This window comes from Desulforhopalus singaporensis, from assembly GCF_900104445.1.
GTDB classification, from domain to species: domain Bacteria; phylum Desulfobacterota; class Desulfobulbia; order Desulfobulbales; family Desulfocapsaceae; genus Desulforhopalus_A; species Desulforhopalus_A singaporensis.
In genome coordinates this window covers 19,493-36,230 of the sequence record NZ_FNJI01000006.1, presented here as the reverse complement: position 1 = coordinate 36,230, position 16,738 = coordinate 19,493, and the positions used below count along the sequence as shown (strand labels likewise).

Here is a 16,738-nt window from a genome sequence, read left to right as displayed (position 1 = left end):
CTGCACCATCACCGCACCGCCTCAAAAGTTGTGCGGTGATGGCCGAAGTACGGCCACGCCGATTTCCATACAGGTATGCTGACGCCGCTTTTTACCTGCGAAATGACGGGTGAAGATAATCTTGTTTTCGAAAGATATCTCAAGCGACAGGGGTACGACCGCATAGCCGGATGCGATGAAGTGGGTCGTGGTCCACTCGCCGGGCCGGTGGTGGCCGCCGCGGTGATTCTGCCTGGCGACCTTTGTGCGAGTCAATTTATCGACTCCAAACAGCTCAGCCACAAAAAGCGGGTTGAACTCAACCTGCGACTCACAGAAATGGGGGCGCATATCGGCATTGGCGTGGTAAGCCAGAGCAAAATCGACTCCCTCAATATTCTTCAGGCTTCACTTCTCGCCATGAAAAGGGCAGTTGAAAATCTGGCTCGCCCGGCTCCAGACTACATCCTCGTCGACGGCAAGTTCAACGTGCCGCTCGCTATCCCCCAGCAAGCTCTGATAAAAGGGGAATCCAAAAGCGGTTCAATCGCCGCAGCCAGTATCGTTGCAAAAGTTGCAAGAGACCAGATGATGACTGAACTGCATGATAAATTCCCCCAGTACAATTTCATCAAAAACAAGGGCTACCCGACCCGGGAACACCGGGAAGCGATAATTAAACACGGCCCCTGCCCCCTCCATCGGTTGAGCTTCAAAGGTGTCAGGGAACATGCTTAACAGGCTCCAGCTTCTTGGGAAAAATGGTGAAAAAAGGGCCGCAGGCTTTCTTAAACGGAACGGTTTCAAGCTGGTGGAACAGAATTTTCGCTGCAGATATGGAGAGATTGACATCATAGCCTACGACGGTCCGTGTCTTGTCTTTGTCGAGGTAAAGACCAGAAGCTCAAACGACTACGGGAACCCGCTTTCTGCCGTTACCGCCAGAAAACAGCAGCAGATATGCAAGGCTGCACAACTGTTTCTTGCCCAGAAGAACTTGTACCACTGCCAGGTCCGGTTTGACGTTGTGGCTGTTTTACACCAAAAAGGTCAGCCTCCCCGCATAGATCTGGTAAAAAACGCCTTCGAGTACTGCCTGTAGCGCCCGGCGAAACAGCAACCACCCCGGCCGTCTGCCCAGCTCCCCTGACATTAGACAACGAAAGTTTTCGTCCCCATCCAGACGATGCGTACCGGTGCGTGGTCGAAGCTGAAAACTTTAATGAAAGCAAAGGATTGTTTTCGTAAAGCAAGCGGATTAATGTATTCGATACATTTTCTCCATAAGGGAGCTGATCCAATCTTGCAACTTGATAAATTAACGGTACACTGGAGCTATGAATACAATTGGAATCACCATGGGCTGCCCGGCTGGAATCGGCCCGGAGATCATCCTCAAATTTTTCGCCGACCCGACCTTGTCTGCCAGCCTGCAGCCGGTGGTGCTTGGCGACGCCGCCGTACTTGAGCGATGTGCAGCAGAACTTGGTATCGGTTGCCCCCCGATCAGCGACTGGCAGCCAGGCCGCCCTTTTACCGAAAGAACCATCCCGGTACTAAATTTGTCGCAATTGCCAGAAACAGAATTCAGCTGGGGGCACCCCACCATGGAGACCGGCAGAGCCATGGCTCACTATATCGAGACCGGGGTCGACCTTATCCAGAAAAACATTATCGACGGCATCACTACCTGTCCCATTGCCAAGACAACCCTTAACAGCGCCGGCTACGACTACCCCGGACACACCGAAATGCTCGCCCACCTCACCGGCACACGGGATGTTGTCATGATGATGGCCGGCACAAGGCTGAAGGTGACCCTGGTCACCATCCACTGTGCACTAAAAACTGTACCGGCAATGATCACCTCTGAGGCGGTCAACTCACTTATAGATGTGACCAGCAATAGTCTTGTTCGCGATTTTGGCATCCCCGCGCCAAAAATAGCTGTTGCCGGACTCAACCCCCACGCTGGAGAGGACGCGCTTTTCGGCCGCGAGGAAAGGGATATAATCAGACCCGCGGTTGAAGCAGCAAAGCGCAGAACCATAGATGTTAGCGGGCCGTTTCCGCCGGATACCGTTTTTTACTCGGCTGCGTCCGGCAACTATGACGCGGTAGTTTGCATGTATCACGACCAGGGGTTGATTCCCTTTAAATTACTGCATTTCGACGACGGGGTAAACGTAACCCTTGGGCTGCCCATAGTACGTACTTCCGTCGATCACGGCACCGCCTATGACATAGCGGGCAAAGGAGTGGCCAGCCACCTGAGTCTTGCCGCCGCCGTAAACCTTGCCGACTCGATATGCACCAACCGAAAAAAGTTTGACAGCTGCCCCAAGCAATAGTTATGACAACCAGCCATAGAGGTATTCTCATAGTGTTCGAAGGCGCCGACGGCACCGGAAAGTCGACGCAGCTTAAGCTGCTCGCTGATCATCTCAACGGTCTCGGACTTGATGTCGTAACCACCAGGGAACCCACTGACGGCCAGTGGGGACAAAAAATCAGGGAGCTTTATGTCAACCGGCAGCAACACAGCCCCGAGTATGAACTCGAACTGTTTGTCAACGACCGAAAAGAACATGTGCAGCAGCAGCTCACTCCTGCCCTCATGGCAGGGAAGGTCGTCCTTTGCGACCGCTATTTTCTCTCCACCGTCGCCTACCAGAGCGCTCTGGGCTTTGACGTTGACGACATTTTCGATAAAAACAGGTTCGCTCCCGAACCGGACATGGCCCTGATCTTCCAGGCATCCGTGGAAACAAGCAGGCAACGCATTGTTCTCGGCCGCAATGAAGAACTCAACGATTTCGAACAGCTGGACAACCTGGTCAAGGTCGCGACTATCTTCTCGCGACTCGATAAGCCCTATATTCGTACCATAGACGCAGAAGGCTCAGTTGACGAGGTCCACCAGAGGGTGAAAAATGCGATAGCTCCACTTCTCAAGCGCTTACCAGGCACCGGTGACTGCCAATGAAGTTTTTTTCCTTTGCCATACTCTGCCTGACGCTGGTTACCGGGTGCGGCAGACCAACGGCGGTACTGGAGTTGCAGGAGCCACAGGAACAAACCGACTATTCCTGTTCGTACTTTTACTTTCTCTGGGCCACCCACGCAGAATACAGCGGACGCTATCCCGAAGCCCTTGAAGCCTACGAAAAAGCGCTTATATGCGACCCGTCTGCCCGTTATATTGAAGAAAAAATCCCCATCGTAATGTTTAAGATGGGCGATTTTGAGGCTGGCGCCGCCTGGCTTTTAAGCGCCATTGAAGCACAACCCGACAACGACACATTCAAGCTGTTCCTGGCCAATCTATACGTACAGCAGGACAAGCTCGACGCCGCCATCGGGTTGTATCGCCAGGTTCTCGACAAGAATCCGGCAAACGAAGCGGTACAGATTCGACTGGGCCTGCTCCACACCCATCTCAAGAACTATGACGAAGCTGAGACGATATTTCGTAAACTGCTCCAGACCAGTCCAACCTCCTACCTTCCCCGTCTCTGCCTCGCCAGGTTGCTTAAGGAAAGAGGGCGATATGACGAGTCGATCACCCAGTTCGAACAGGCACTCGACCTGAACTGGTCCAAAGAGATCGCTTTTGAACTCGGCTTTCTCTATGTGGACAGGCAGAAATATTCCGAGGCATTACGCATCTATGCTCAGATAATCGATCAGGATGAGTTTGATGAACAGGCGTCTCTGAGCCGTATCCAGGCACTTTTTGATCTTGGCCGCTACGATGACGCACTGGGCGAACTCTATCGATTGCGCGACTTCAGCTCCGCTCCGGATAAAATAGATCTTATCATCAGCAAGGTCTATCTCGGACAGAATCGACCTGACAAGGCCAGGCCAATCCTTCTCCGGCTGACCCGAAAAGGTGATGCCGGCCCCGAAGCCGCCTACATGCTCGCACTTATCTACTTCCAGCAACAGCAGTATGGCTTGAGCCTGGAACTGCTCAAGCAAATCACCCCGCATGACGAGGAGTTCGAGGAGGCCGTTTACCTGCAGACCAGGATCTACCAGAAGACAGGAGACAGCAGGCCCGCGATAAACAACCTGCTGCATTATATCGCCGACGATCAAATCGTATCCCCTCTGTTCTTCGCGCTGCTCTCTTCGCTCTACCAGGAACGTGATGAACCGGACAAGGCTGTCGAAATTTTAAAGGAAGGCGTCCTGCGCTACCCTGACGACCCTCAGATCCTTTTCGAGTACGGGTTGCTGCTGGAAAAAACAGGTCGTCACCAGGTTGCCATGAAAACCATGCAGCAGGTACTAAAGCTGCAGGCCGACCATGCTGAAGCCCTGAATTTTATCGGCTATACATGGGCGGACAACAACGTCAATCTTGACAAGGCCCTTGAATATATCGAAAAGGCCAATCGGCTCAAACCGGATAACGGCTTTATAATCGACAGTTTGGGCTGGGTATATTTCAGGCTTGGCAGGTACCGGGAAGCTGAAGAAGCTTTTCAGCACTCCCTTACCCTTGAGTCGGGCGACCCCAATATCTACGAACACCTCGGACGGGTATACCAGGTACAGGACAAGCACAGCCAGGCGCTGGAGATGTTCCAGCGTGCGGTCGAACTGTTCGGCAAAAATGCCAAAAAGAAGAAACTGGAAAAGGAAATTGAAGCTCTTAAGCAACTTCTCGATACCGGAAAAAAGTAATATCCCCAAATCGTTTCCAGGTATCTTCTGGCCCCTTTGTATGATCCTGGTCTGGTGTTGTGTTACCGGTTGTACCGCCAAGTTACCATGGGGTGATCCACTTGCGCCTCCTGAGTACACATCCGCTGCAGCACTCGTTGATTCCGCAGCGGCAAGGGATCGCCGGTGCGCCCCTACCATCGGCGCTGATCTTGCCCTTTCCTATCAATCCCCGCTAACGCGAAAATCGATACAGGGCAGCTTTCTTTTTTCCTTTCCCTCTTCGTTCAAATTTGTCGTAACCAACCCGTTTGGCCAACCGGTCTGGGCCGTGGCAGGAGACCGTCATGAGTACCGGATTCTCGACACAGCCAATAGCCAGTACACCTGGGGCAACGTCAAATCATTCGGTACCAGAAACGGTATCGCCCCTTTTCTTGTTACGGGAGACTGGGGACAATGGCTCACAGCCAGGGCCCTGTTCCCTGAAATGGCGCCGCTTGATATCAGAGAAGACACTGAGAAAAGAGGGTACTGGGTCGCCACCCGTCAACACAGCACTCCTGTTGTTGTGACCCGTTCACTCGTCAGCGGGGAATCGGGGCTGATACAGACAAGAATAGTGGAAACAGGCGAGGGCAAAAAACTTGCCCAGATCCACTACAGCAAATTCCAACAGCTTGGCGGATGCTACCAGCCGCAAGAGATAGAAATCACCGGTCTGGGATATAAGACATTGCTCAAGCTGCATCTTTCGGAGATGGAGCTTTACCCGGAACCTGCAACATATTCACTACCGTCGCCGCCATACTATTTTAAACGGCTGCTGCCCTGAATTCGTCCTCACTCCCTTTGGAATTCCGGTTCCAGCTCGGTGATAACCAGGACGAAAAGCCGGTCAGCCTTGAAAAGAACCTGGCGCAGGTCGTAGTTTTTTCCGGGGACAAGATCTATCACAACCCGAAGCAACTCAGGCATCCCCCGGGTCTCTATATGGATTTTCCTGACAAAATCACCTTGCGGCAGTATCGTTTCTTCCACTGTTGTATCGTGTTTGGGGTTGGTGAAGTCACAGTATATCCGTGGCTGCTCCTGTTCCTGCACCGAAACCCTTGGCAGATCATAATCGTTAAGATGAAACTTTACCATCTCACCCTCTCCGGAAGTTCTGTCAAAGGTTATATTGACCAGATCAGGAGGTACAAGACTCTCTACTTCACCGGTGGAAACCAAAACGTCGTCAGCCGCAAAATCCGCACCGGGAGGATCCTGGCTGTCCCCGCCGTCATCTTCCACACCTGAAGGCGATATCTGCTCTGCCCCGGAAACGGCGACATCCGCGCGGCCATCCTGAGCGGTCTGCACCGCCTCCGGAAGGTGTTCTGATGGCGAGGACGGAGCCGCCTTCTGCTCATCGATCTCCTGCTCCGACGCTGAGATCTCATCCGCCGGCTCGTCTGCTGCTACCAGCTCATCGGTGTCCGGTTGCGGGCCTTTTTCCGGGCTCGACTGCTCCTCTTTTACACCGTAGTCTTCGCTGTTCCTCTTGTCAGGGGCTATGGTTCCGCTCTGTTTGAGTTGCACCAGACCGGAGGTGAGGATAATCTTCAACTGCCGGGTTTCAGGCGAATATTGCTGCTGGTAACGCACCGGAATATTGCTGACAAGATCAAGTACGATCCGAGTTTTGGCGACAGGATCGTCGTGACTGCCCACCCTGATTTTCCGGGCCAGATTCGCCTCCGGCAGGGTAATTACGTTTTCACCGTGATATCTGGTGCTTGGCAGGTCGATCACGATTCGCGGTTTTTCTCCGTCGATACGAAAAATACGCGGAGTCAGTTCTTCTTGCAGGACCACCACCAGTCGTTCTTCGTCTTCTGACTGCTGCTCAAAGACCAGGCGCTCGATAGCAACATCATGCTGTTTCGCATTGGTCCAGCACGGCAGCAGCAGCAGGATTAAAAAAAAGAAGACGGACACAATTGCCGAAACAGGTTTCATAAATAGTGATCCTCAAGTAGCTTTTTCATTGGCTTGCGCGGGGCCTACTCCCTATTGCAACCCGATTAAAGCATCCCGACTTGAAAAGTCAACCAATTTTAAGTAAATGATGATACGGCTTTAAATCAGCAGGACAGCGAGTTGAACGGACGACAACTCCTTCTCACATATAACCCGATGCACAGCGATACTTCAATGACAGACAAAAAATTTCTTTCAGCAGTAACCCGGCCCGGCAGATATCTTGGCCGGGAACACAATTCATATTTTCCCGAATGGAGTGACGATGCGGTAAAGTTTGCTCTTATCTTCCCGGATCTCTACGAGATCGGCATGTCCCACCAGGGACTTCAGATTCTTTACCATATTCTCAACAGGCGACCCCGGATGGTGGCCGAGCGGTGCTACTGTCCCGATATCGACGCGGAACAGCTGCTGCGCAGCAACCGCACCCCTCTCACCAGCCTGGAGACCGGTCGTTTCCTGACCGACTTTGACGTTATCGGCTTTACCCTGCCGTATGAACTTTGCTACACTAATATCCTGACGGTACTGGAACTTGCCGGTATCCCATTCCGTTCCGCTGACAGAGACGATTCCTACCCTCTTATACTCGGTGGAGGCGCATGCTCGCTCAACCCTGAACCGGTAGCCGATTTTTTTGATGCAATCCTCCTCGGCGACGGGGAAGAAGCGATTATCGAAATCGGCGAGATAATACGGGACCACAAAAACATCGACAAGAAACAACTGCTACAACAGCTCGAGACCATTGAGGGCATCTATATCCCCTCCCATTTCAAACCGGTCCATATGGAAAACGACCACCAGGGCAGGCTGCGTGAGATCGTCCGCCTCAGCGGGAAAGGCACCGTCTCCCGCAGGATAGTCGAAAACCTCGACAGCCTCGATCATCTGCTTACCCCCCTCGTGCCCAATGCCAAGATTGTCCACGATCGTCTGGGCGTGGAGGTTGCAAGAGGATGCACCAGGGGATGCAGATTTTGTCAGGCGGGAATGACCTATCGCCCGGTGAGAGAGCGCACCCCTGAACAGGTGAAACGGCTCGCCATTGAGGGAATCACCAACTCAGGTTTTGAAGAACTCGCCCTGCTATCACTTTCCACGGGCGACTACTCCTGTCTTGATCAGAGCCTCCCGGCGCTGATGGATAAATTCGGCGACAGCTATGTGTCTGTTGCAATGCCGTCCATGCGTGTCGGCACTCTTACCAGTACGATAATGGAACAGGTCAAAAGAGTGCGTAAAACCGGGTTCACCCTCGCGCCGGAAGCCGGGAGCGAGAGGTTGCGCCAGGTGATCAACAAAGGGATAACCGAAGACGACCTGATACAGACATGCGACACCGCTTTTTCGCTGGGCTGGCGTCTGATCAAATGTTATTTCATGATTGGTCTGCCCACCGAAACTGCAACGGATATTAATGAGATTATCCTCCTGGTACGCAAGATTCTCGCGGGTCATAACCTTGGGAAATCGGGAACCAGCAGACAGGTCAACGTGAGTGTAGGTACCTTCGTGCCCAAACCCCATACCCCTTTTCAATGGGAGCAGCAGCTGTCCATTGAAAATAGCAGGGAAAACTTCCGAACCCTGCGCGATGGATTACCAAGAAAAGGATGTAACTTCAAATATCACGACCCCGAGACCAGCTTCCTCGAAGGCGTCTTCTCCCGCGGGGACAGGCGGTTGTCGCGACTCCTGGAGACCGCCTGGAAAAACGGGGCTCGCCTCGACGGCTGGGCCGAACATTTCGACCTTGAGACATGGCGCAACAGCGGCGACCAGTGCGGAATCGACCTGGATTCCTACCTAAGGCGCAGGGATATTAACGAAATTCTACCCTGGAGCCATCTGGACAGTGCTGTTTCAAACGATTTCCTGGCAGATGAACTGAAAAAATCCAAGAACCTTGTCTACACCCCGGACTGTCGCTATCATGCCTGCCAGAAATGCGGGGTGTGCGACTTCAAACGCATCATGCCGATAGTTCATAACCGCAGCCAGAAACCCCACCCACCAACACCGGTCAAAGCCCGCACCAATGGGAGCGAGACACATTTCAAGTATATGGTCCACTACAGCAGAACAGGCGACATCTGCTATCTCGGTCATCTTGAGATAATGCAGGTTATCTTCCGGGCTCTCAAGCGCTGCGAACTGCCGACCCATTATTCCCGTGGATTCAATCCATTGCCGAAGATTTCCCTTGGCCCCGCGCTGCCGGTGGGAACCGAGAGCATGGCTGAGTATTTCATCATGGACCTGAATAGTCCCCTTGACAGCATCGGACGCACTATAACCCGTCTCAATTCAAGTCTTCCTGTCGGCATCAAGGTCACCGGGATCGAGTTGCACAGCGGCAAAACACCGCAGAAAACAACAGTCGCCTATGTTATTTACCTCCCCGGCGAGTCCAAGGAATTCGACCTATTCCGACTCGACAGCTTCATGGAGGCCGACAGTTTTTTTGTCGCCAAGACCAGAAAAGGAAAAACCAAAAAACTGGACATTAGGCCGATGGTAAACAGTTGCTCCTTTGGCGATGACGGCAGGATTGAGATGGAATTTTTTTCGGAAACTGCAACACCTGGCATAAAACCGGTTGAAGCCTTGAGTGCAATCCTGGAACTTTCCCCGGAACAGGCCCAACAGCTGCGAGTGGTCAAGACCGGCTGGACCTCGCTTGACAAACCGAAAAGTCAGAAATCACCAGGGCAGCGGTGATGGAAACCGCAACGGGCTGTGCAACAACAAAGGCTCCGGTTCTGCACGGCCTGGCCCTGGCGGTAACGATATTACTGGTGTCATGTCTGCCCCTGAAGGGGGTGGCTGACACCTTTGATCCCCGCTCCCTAATTGACAACGGCGGATTTTTAGTTGACCGGTCGGACTCGTCTTTTGGCTATCGGCAGCACGATCAGTTTATACCTGCGTCCACTCTGAAAATACTTACAAGTCTTGCAGCCATTAACATATTGGGCAAAGAATACAGATTCACCACCCTCTTCTTTGTCGACCGTCAGGAAAATCTTTTTATCAAAGGTTCCGGCGATCCCTTCCTCACCTCGGAAGCTGTCCTGCACATAGCAAGGGAGCTGAAACAGCGCGGAGTTGTTCGCGTAAATACCCTCTTTCTCGACGACACCAGTTTCGCTTTGGGTAATCCGATGCTACCAGGGGTAAAAGTGCCGCCAAGCAGCAACCCGTACGATGCGCCAAGCAGCGGTCTTGCCGTAAACTTCAATTCCCTGCCAGTAAAGAAAACCGGGACCGGCCTGATCAGTCCCGGAGAACCCCAGACTCCCCTGCTCCCTCTTATGAAGGACGCCGGCCGTACCCTGCCAAAGGGCGATTTCCGGATCAATATCGCCACCGCCCCTGTACCGGGGAAGATGTCCCCGTCGCTACGTTATGCCGGGGAACTGTTTCAAGCTCAGCTGGAAAAAGCGGGTATCACTGTCAAGCGCGGATTTGGTCGTCGCCAGACTCCACCCCGGCTCAATGAAAAAGGGCAACCGCTCTATATATACCGGGGACAGAAATCCCTTCAGGAAATAATCGAGCAGTGCCTTAAATACTCCAATAATTTTATAGCGAACCAGCTCTTTCTGGCCATCGGCATGAAGGTATACGGCGAGCCCGCCCGGTGGGATAAATCCAGGCGGGTCATGGCCGAGTTTATCGACAAAATCTTGAAAACGAAAAAAGGCACGGTCCGGGTTGTTGACGGATCGGGACTGTCCAGGGACAACAAGATAACCTGTGCAACCCTTGTCGCAATACTCGACAGATTCAGGCCGTACGCTCACCTGTTGCCCCGCAAAAGAGGCCACCTGGTCAAAAGCGGAACCCTGGACGGTGTATACTGTTACGCAGGATACCTTGAGTCGAAAAAAAAACTCTGTCCCTTTGCGCTGCTGCTCAACCAGGAAGAAAATTCAAGAGATGCGCTGCTAACCCGGCTGGCCGCCCTGGTTCATCATGAATAAAACGAGCCCTGTTTATTCGGGTAAAAATCACATCATGAATGTGCGATATGCTTTCCTGCTGGTATTATTTTTCATAAAATGAAAAAAATAGTATAGTTATGCCATATGTTACCTGAAAAACCCGTTTGTATCCTGCAGTCGATGATTATTGTTTATCTTACCGACGCTTTTAAAAATGGTCATGACCGTAAATCGTTGCAGAACGTTTAGTTTATAAATCAAAACTTCTTCAAGGAGAAAAGTATGGTAGAGAGTCTCTATTCCTTACTGGAAAAAATCGGCATTACCCATCCTCTCCATCCGATGCTGACCCATGCCCCCATGGGGATGATCATCGGCATGGTCGTATTCTCATTTTTAGCACTCTTCTGGCGTAACGGAACCCTGGACAGATCGGCATACCACTGCTCCATCCTGGCCTTTATCAGCGTGTTTCCCGTTATCGTTGCAGGACTGCTGGACTGGGTCCACTTGCAGTCTGCCGAGTGGAACATTTTTATCATTGTTAAAATGATCCTGGCCGTTGTGTTGACCGTGCTGCTCGGACTCTCAATCAAGCTCAAAAGAAACGACAGTTCACGCAGGAAAATGTTTCTGATCTACCTCGCTTGCCTGCTCTGTGCAGGCGGTCTGGGATTTTCCGGTGGCGAACTTGTCTATGGATAATCAAAAAAAAAACCCGCTTCCGTGTATAAAAACACAGGAGCGGGATCAGCCCCCCAGACAGCCGGGCAGCGTTTTTTTCAGGATCAGAGGGCGGTTAACTTTTTCTGCAGGTTACTGTCAAGCGCCTCCAGGAACTGCTCCGTTGACAGATAATGATCGGCAGTGGTGTTCTTGCCGTGAATACACAAGGCCAGATCTTTGGTCATCTTCCCTTCTTCGACCGTTTCAACACAAACCGTCTCAAGAGCCTGGCAGAAATCCACCAGCTGCTGGTTGCCATCCAGCTCCCCCCGGAACGCAAGTCCCCTGGTCCATGCAAAAATAGACGCAATCGGGTTGGTTGAGGTCGGATTGCCCTTCTGGTGTTCACGGTAGTGCCTGGTAACCGTCCCATGGGCCGCTTCAGCCTCCATGGTGGTACCGTCCGGCGTAACCAGGGTGGAAGTCATGAGGCCCAGAGACCCGAATCCCTGGGCAAGGGTGTCCGACTGCACATCACCGTCATAATTTTTACAGGCCCAGACGAAACCGCCATCCCATTTCAGCGCCGCAGCGACCATGTCGTCGATCAGCCGATGTTCATAAACGACTCCCAGCTCATCCATCTTCTTTTTGTAGGTGGACTGATACAGCTCTTCAAAAATATCCTTGAAACGTCCATCGTATTTTTTCAGGATGGTGTTCTTGGTTGAAAGATACAGAGGCCACTTCTTATGAATTGCCTGGTTGAAGCAGGAGTGGGCGAACCCGTAGATCGACTCGTCGGTGTTATACATGGTGAGCGCCACGCCGCCATCTTCAAAATCAAAGACATCATAACTCTGCGGCTCGCTACCATCTTCGGGAATAAAGCTCACGGTCAGCTTCCCCTTGCCCTTCACCACAAAATCAGTCGCCCGGTATTGATCGCCGAAAGCATGACGGCCAATACAGATCGGTTTTTTCCAGGTAGTGACGAGACGGGGAATATTTTTCACCAGAATCGGTTCCCGAAACACCGTTCCGCCAAGTATATTCCTGATCGTTCCGTTGGGTGAACGATACATCTCCTTCAACCCGAACTCTTTTACCCGCGCCTCGTCAGGGGTGATGGTCGCGCATTTAATACCGACCCCGTATTGCTTGATTGCATTTGCCGCATCGACGGTAACCTGATCATCGGTTCGGTCACGCATTTCGATGCCGAGATCGTAATATTTAACATCGACATCTACGTAAGGAAAAATCAGTTTTTCTTTGATAAATTGCCAGATGATGCGAGTCATCTCGTCGCCATCCAACTCCACAACCGGATTTTTAACTTTAATTTTTTCCATAATCCCATATAGTTAAATGTTTAAAGCAGATTCTGCCAGTTAACACTTGTCGATATTTTCATCTAATGCTTCAATGGTGCGTATATTTTTTACAGCAAAATAAAAAATATACGCAACCCGTATAACAGCCATCGATATTACCTGTTTTACTATCTTCTGGCCACATTCACCTCTTAGGTTGTCAGTCCGGCATGTAATCAAAGATCTCGGCTTCCTGAAAATTTACCCCCTGAGCATCCTTTGACGATAAAACAGGTTCACCATCTACCGGCCAGTCAATGCCCAGAGTCGGATCGTTCCAGATAATGCACCGCTCGTGTTGCTGGGCCCAGAAATCGGTTGTTCGATAAAGAAACTCGGCATTTTCCGAGAGCACGACAAACCCGTGGGCAAATCCTTCCGGAACCCAGAACTGCTTTTTATTTTCAGCCGATAGATATTCCCCCACCCACTGGCCATAGGTGGGAGAGCCTTTTCTTATATCCACTGCCACGTCGAAAACTTCACCGACCACAGCGCGGACCAGTTTTCCCTGCGGCTGCTTTATCTGATAGTGAAGACCGCGCAGTACTCCCTTTATCGACCGGGAGTGGTTGTCCTGAACAAATTTTGTGTCGAGACCGGTCTTCTCCCGCCAGGTGCGCTGGTTGAAGCTTTCATAAAAAAAACCCCGGTCATCCCCGTAAACTGTCGGTTCTATGACCAGAACCTCGGGTATTTTTGTTGGAATAACGTTCATATTCATTACGGCAGGCAAGCTGCCTCTCTTTTTTTAGTTACCAAAGTTACAGCGCATACATCTGGTCGTAATAGTCCCGATATGTCCCGTTGACTATCCGAGCAACCCATTGCTGGTTTGCCAGATACCAGTCGACGGTCTTTTCAATCCCCTGTTCAAAAGTCACTTTCGGCTCCCAGCCGATCTGCTGCCTGATCTTGGTCGCGTCTATCGCGTATCTCCGATCATGTCCCAGCCGATCCTTGACGTAGGTGATAAGAGAGCGCCGCGGATTTTTCGACGGGACAAGCCCCAGCTTTTCATCCAGCAGGTCGCACACCAGGGTCACAACCTCTATATTCTGTTTTTCATTGTTGCCGCCGATATTGTAGCACTCACCGTCAACTCCCTTCTGCAAGACCTCGACAATCGCTTCGCAATGATCCTGTACGTAGAGCCAATCACGCACATTCTTCCCGTCCCCATAAACCGGCAGCGTCCGTTCGTGCATGGCATTGTTGAAGATAAGCGGAATCAATTTTTCCGGAAACTGATAAGCGCCGTAATTGTTGGAGCAGTTGGTAATCCTTACGGGAAGACCATAAGTGTGAAAATAACTGCTGGCCAAGTGGTCAGAAGACGCTTTTGACGCCGAGTAGGGCGAACGCGGATCGTAGGGTGTCTCTTCTGTAAACAACCCGATCTCCCCCAGGGAGCCGTACACTTCATCGGTACTCACATGAAGAAAACACCTGCCGTCCACCTTTTTTTCATCTCCCAGCCAATGTTTCCTGGCCGCCTCCAGCAGGGTGAATGTCCCGACGATATTGGTCTGGATAAATTCTGCCGGACCAGTGATCGAACGGTCGACATGAGATTCCGCGGCAAAATGGACAACGGTGTCGATGTGTTCCTCACTAAAAAGCGCGTCAACCATTTTGCTGTCACATATGTCGCCTTTCACAAAACGATAATTTTTCTCATCTATTCCTTGCAAATTGCTCAGATTTCCGGCATAGGTCAGTTTATCGAGATTGATTACCCGCCAGTTCCTGCAACTGCCGGTGAGCAGACGTACAAAATTAGCTCCTATAAAACCACACCCTCCGGTCACAAGCACCGTTCTATTATTTTTCATGTTTTTTCATAATTCTGTTTGCATTCCTGGAAAAAGACCATATTCTACAAGATTTTCTTGTCTGTTCTTATAATAAGTTCACCAAATAATTCAAAGTCATATTTTTTGCAGCTCATGAGTAAACAACTCCAACAGGAAATAACCAGAAGACGCACCTTCGGCATCATCAGCCACCCCGATGCCGGAAAAACCACCCTGACCGAGAAGCTTCTACTCTTCGGCGGCGCGATCAATATGGCGGGTGCAGTCAAATCGCGCAAGGTGGATCGACACGCGACAAGTGACTGGATGGCCATCGAACAGGAGCGGGGAATTTCGGTCACCACCTCGGTTATGAAATTCACCTACCGGGATTACGAGGTCAATCTTCTCGACACCCCCGGCCATCAGGATTTTTCCGAGGATACGTATCGGGTGCTCACCGCCGTAGACTCTGCGGTGATGGTAATCGACAGCGCCAAAGGGGTCGAGTCGCAGACGGAAAAACTGATGGAAGTCTGCCGAATGCGCAACACCCCGATCATGACGTTTATCAACAAGCTCGACCGGGAGGGCCGATCCCCCCTGGACCTGATGGATGAGATTGAGGAAAAGCTGCAGATCGAATGCACGCCTTTATCCTGGCCGATCGGCATGGGCAAGACCTTCAAAGGAGTCTACAACCTGTATCACAAGACCCTTCACCTCTTCAAGCCGGGCCAGACCACAAGGGACATCAAAAAAATCGTCATTGAAGACCTGAACGATCCCCAGGTCGACAGCCTGCTCGGCAGCCAGGCTGACGATCTCAGGGAGGACATCGAACTCCTCGAAGGAGCAGCCAATCCCTTTGAATACGAACATTATCTTCAAGCCAGCCAGACTCCGGTCTTTTTCGGCAGCGCCATAAACAACTTCGGGGTCCAGGAAATGCTTGACTGCTTTGTGGAGATGGCACCCGCTCCCGGACCACGAAGAACAGTGACCAGGGAGGTTCTTCCCGCTGAAGAATCTTTTTCCGGATTCGTGTTCAAGATACAGGCCAATATGGACCCGGCCCACAGGGACAGGATCGCCTTTTTTCGAATATGCTCCGGCAAATTCACCCGAGGAATGAAAGTAAAACACCATCGTCTGGGCAAAGATATAACCCTGGCCAACGCCACGATATTCATGGCCCAGGAAAGGGCCAATATCGACGAAGCCTGGCCCGGAGACATTATCGGCCTGCACAATCACGGTACTATCAAGATAGGTGATACTTTTACGCCGAAGGAGATGCTCAAGTTCACCGGAATCCCGAACTTTGCCCCCGAACATTTCCGCAGGGTACTGCTTAAGGACCCGCTCAAGACAAAGCAGCTGCAGAAAGGCCTTATCCAGCTCGCCGAGGAAGGCGCAATTCAGGTTTTTCGTCCGCTTATAGGCTCCGATTACATCATAGGAGCAGTCGGCGTACTGCAGTTCGAGGTAACCATGGCGCGTCTTAAAAACGAATACAGCGTCAATGCCGTCTACGAACCTGTCGACTACCAGGCCGCCCGCTGGGTTCGGAGCGACACCCCGAAATCGATGGATGAATTTGAAAGAAAGAACCAGGCGTCTCTAGCGTTTGACTCTGAAGGTTTTCTCACCTACCTGGCGCAAAACGAGTGGATGTTGAACTACTTTATGGAGAAATGGCCCGACATTATCTTCGATAAAACCAGAGAGAACGTGTGAGGTGCAGGACGACCTGCACGCGCGACCTGCCTATCCCGTGGTATCCTATACCTCCGATCATAACCGGGACGCGACGATACCCCGGGCAAGCCACCTGGTGCTCGGGAAAAGCCAGGTGACACGTCAATTCGGTCGAAAGTGACGGCTCAGGTTTCGTCATCATCGATGAAGATGATTGCGTGGCCTTCAGTCAGCGCCCTTGCCGTCTTCGCCCTTGCCCCGGTAATAATTCTCTGAATGGTCCCCCTTGAAACCCCCATCTTCCGGCCGGCCTCTTCCTGAGTCAGTCCCTCCCCGTCGCAAAGGCGCAGGGTCTCAAGCTCGTCACGGTACATTTCAACCTGAACCAGTTCAGTTAACGGTTTTCCGGTGGGCTTAAAAGCCCTGCCGCAAAACCGGCCTTGACAATTCCTTATCTTTTTGGGTCGAGGAGACATAGATGCTTTTTCAAGAAGGTGATACTTTGGTCCAGAGCTTACCAGGACGTATTTTTTACTTCATATCAACAGCTGCCGGTCTTTAATTTCTG

15 protein-coding genes are annotated in these 16,738 nt (G+C 51.6%); 10 read left to right on the top strand and 5 right to left on the bottom strand.

The window, feature by feature from the left end; translation table 11 throughout:
• The first annotated feature begins 75 nt into the window (after positions 1–75).
• The 6 genes from BLQ17_RS05235 to BLQ17_RS05210 all read left to right on the top strand — a co-directional run bounded on the left by BLQ17_RS05235 (position 76) and on the right by BLQ17_RS05210 (position 5,488).
• Positions 76–717, top strand: coding sequence for a ribonuclease HII (locus tag BLQ17_RS05235; RefSeq protein WP_092220516.1), 642 nt, complete (start codon positions 76–78; stop codon positions 715–717).
• Positions 710–1,081 (top strand): YraN family protein, encoded by a 372-nt coding sequence (locus BLQ17_RS05230; RefSeq protein ID WP_092220514.1) that lies wholly within the window; start codon positions 710–712, stop codon positions 1,079–1,081. The genes BLQ17_RS05235 and BLQ17_RS05230 overlap by 8 nt, the downstream gene beginning before the upstream one ends.
• A 235-nt stretch (positions 1,082–1,316) precedes the next feature.
• Positions 1,317–2,330, top strand: a complete 1,014-nt coding sequence (pdxA, locus tag BLQ17_RS05225) for a 4-hydroxythreonine-4-phosphate dehydrogenase PdxA (RefSeq protein WP_218121719.1) — start codon at positions 1,317–1,319, stop codon at positions 2,328–2,330.
• 2 nt (positions 2,331–2,332) lie between these two features.
• Positions 2,333–2,965 carry a dTMP kinase gene (gene tmk, locus BLQ17_RS05220; protein ID WP_092220512.1) on the top strand — a complete coding sequence of 211 codons (633 nt, stop codon included), beginning with the start codon at positions 2,333–2,335 and terminating at the stop codon, positions 2,963–2,965.
• A complete protein-coding gene (locus tag BLQ17_RS05215) occupies positions 2,962–4,674 on the top strand; it encodes a tetratricopeptide repeat protein (RefSeq protein WP_092220511.1) in 1,713 nt (570 codons plus the stop codon). The genes tmk and BLQ17_RS05215 overlap by 4 nt, the downstream gene beginning before the upstream one ends.
• A complete protein-coding gene (locus BLQ17_RS05210; RefSeq protein ID WP_143005442.1) occupies positions 4,634–5,488 on the top strand; it encodes a hypothetical protein in 855 nt (284 codons plus the stop codon). Before BLQ17_RS05215 ends, BLQ17_RS05210 begins: the two co-directional genes overlap by 41 nt.
• An 8-nt stretch (positions 5,489–5,496) precedes the next feature.
• Here the strand turns inward: BLQ17_RS05210 and BLQ17_RS05205 are convergent, their stop codons facing one another.
• Positions 5,497–6,657, bottom strand: a complete 1,161-nt coding sequence (locus BLQ17_RS05205) for an AMIN domain-containing protein (RefSeq protein ID WP_092220507.1) — start codon at positions 6,655–6,657, stop codon at positions 5,497–5,499.
• A gap of 195 nt (positions 6,658–6,852) precedes the next feature.
• On the opposite strand from BLQ17_RS05205, the gene BLQ17_RS05200 reads away from it, so the two are divergent.
• The 3 genes from BLQ17_RS05200 (at position 6,853) to BLQ17_RS05190 (ending at position 11,336) form a co-directional block, all read left to right on the top strand.
• Positions 6,853–9,405 (top strand): TIGR03960 family B12-binding radical SAM protein, encoded by a 2,553-nt coding sequence (locus BLQ17_RS05200; RefSeq protein WP_092220505.1) that lies wholly within the window; start codon positions 6,853–6,855, stop codon positions 9,403–9,405.
• Positions 9,405–10,670 carry a D-alanyl-D-alanine carboxypeptidase/D-alanyl-D-alanine endopeptidase gene (gene dacB, locus BLQ17_RS05195; protein WP_092220503.1) on the top strand — a complete coding sequence of 422 codons (1,266 nt, stop codon included), beginning with the start codon at positions 9,405–9,407 and terminating at the stop codon, positions 10,668–10,670. Before BLQ17_RS05200 ends, dacB begins: the two co-directional genes overlap by 1 nt.
• 243 nt (positions 10,671–10,913) lie before the next feature.
• The gene (locus tag BLQ17_RS05190) at positions 10,914–11,336 is read left to right on the top strand and encodes a DUF2231 domain-containing protein (protein ID WP_092220501.1); all 423 of its coding nucleotides are present in this window, start codon (positions 10,914–10,916) and stop codon (positions 11,334–11,336) included.
• Positions 11,337–11,419: 83 nt separating this feature from the next.
• Here BLQ17_RS05190 and BLQ17_RS05185 read toward each other — a convergent pair whose 3' ends face one another.
• The 3 genes from BLQ17_RS05185 to rfbB all read right to left on the bottom strand — a co-directional run bounded on the left by BLQ17_RS05185 (position 11,420) and on the right by rfbB (position 14,508).
• A complete protein-coding gene (locus BLQ17_RS05185) occupies positions 11,420–12,652 on the bottom strand; it encodes an isocitrate dehydrogenase (NADP(+)) (RefSeq protein ID WP_092220500.1) in 1,233 nt (410 codons plus the stop codon).
• A gap of 181 nt (positions 12,653–12,833) precedes the next feature.
• Complete coding sequence (gene rfbC, locus BLQ17_RS05180) at positions 12,834–13,397, bottom strand: dTDP-4-dehydrorhamnose 3,5-epimerase (RefSeq protein ID WP_176761100.1); 564 nt, start codon at positions 13,395–13,397, stop codon at positions 12,834–12,836.
• A gap of 40 nt (positions 13,398–13,437) precedes the next feature.
• Positions 13,438–14,508, bottom strand: a complete 1,071-nt coding sequence (gene rfbB, locus BLQ17_RS05175; protein WP_092220498.1) for a dTDP-glucose 4,6-dehydratase — start codon at positions 14,506–14,508, stop codon at positions 13,438–13,440.
• Between the two features lie 114 nt (positions 14,509–14,622).
• Between rfbB and BLQ17_RS05170 the strand changes: the two genes are divergently transcribed.
• Positions 14,623–16,209, top strand: coding sequence for a peptide chain release factor 3 (locus tag BLQ17_RS05170; protein WP_092220496.1), 1,587 nt, complete (start codon positions 14,623–14,625; stop codon positions 16,207–16,209).
• 146 nt (positions 16,210–16,355) lie between these two features.
• Here BLQ17_RS05170 and BLQ17_RS05165 read toward each other — a convergent pair whose 3' ends face one another.
• Positions 16,356–16,646: a DUF134 domain-containing protein gene (locus BLQ17_RS05165; RefSeq protein WP_092220494.1), complete on the bottom strand. Its 291-nt coding sequence runs from the start codon at positions 16,644–16,646 to the stop codon at positions 16,356–16,358.
• Positions 16,647–16,738 lie beyond the last annotated feature (92 nt).

Bases quoted from the DNA above. Each gene is read 5' to 3' on its own strand.
- BLQ17_RS05215 (WP_092220511.1), top strand. From the start codon at position 2,962: ATGAAGTTTTTTTCCTTTGCCATACTCTGCCTGACGCTGGTTACCGGG.
- BLQ17_RS05200 (WP_092220505.1), top strand. From the start codon at position 6,853: ATGACAGACAAAAAATTTCTTTCAGCAGTAACCCGGCCCGGCAGATAT.
- BLQ17_RS05165 (WP_092220494.1), bottom strand. From the start codon at position 16,646: ATGTCTCCTCGACCCAAAAAGATAAGGAATTGTCAAGGCCGGTTTTGC.
- dacB (WP_092220503.1), top strand. From the start codon at position 9,405: ATGGAAACCGCAACGGGCTGTGCAACAACAAAGGCTCCGGTTCTGCAC.
- pdxA (WP_218121719.1), top strand. From the start codon at position 1,317: ATGAATACAATTGGAATCACCATGGGCTGCCCGGCTGGAATCGGCCCG.
- BLQ17_RS05235 (WP_092220516.1), top strand. From the start codon at position 76: ATGCTGACGCCGCTTTTTACCTGCGAAATGACGGGTGAAGATAATCTT.
- BLQ17_RS05190 (WP_092220501.1), top strand. From the start codon at position 10,914: ATGGTAGAGAGTCTCTATTCCTTACTGGAAAAAATCGGCATTACCCAT.
- rfbB (WP_092220498.1), bottom strand. From the start codon at position 14,508: ATGAAAAATAATAGAACGGTGCTTGTGACCGGAGGGTGTGGTTTTATA.
- BLQ17_RS05205 (WP_092220507.1), bottom strand. From the start codon at position 6,657: ATGAAACCTGTTTCGGCAATTGTGTCCGTCTTCTTTTTTTTAATCCTG.
- BLQ17_RS05185 (WP_092220500.1), bottom strand. From the start codon at position 12,652: ATGGAAAAAATTAAAGTTAAAAATCCGGTTGTGGAGTTGGATGGCGAC.
- BLQ17_RS05170 (WP_092220496.1), top strand. From the start codon at position 14,623: ATGAGTAAACAACTCCAACAGGAAATAACCAGAAGACGCACCTTCGGC.
- rfbC (WP_176761100.1), bottom strand. From the start codon at position 13,397: ATGAATATGAACGTTATTCCAACAAAAATACCCGAGGTTCTGGTCATA.
- BLQ17_RS05230 (WP_092220514.1), top strand. From the start codon at position 710: ATGCTTAACAGGCTCCAGCTTCTTGGGAAAAATGGTGAAAAAAGGGCC.
- tmk (WP_092220512.1), top strand. From the start codon at position 2,333: ATGACAACCAGCCATAGAGGTATTCTCATAGTGTTCGAAGGCGCCGAC.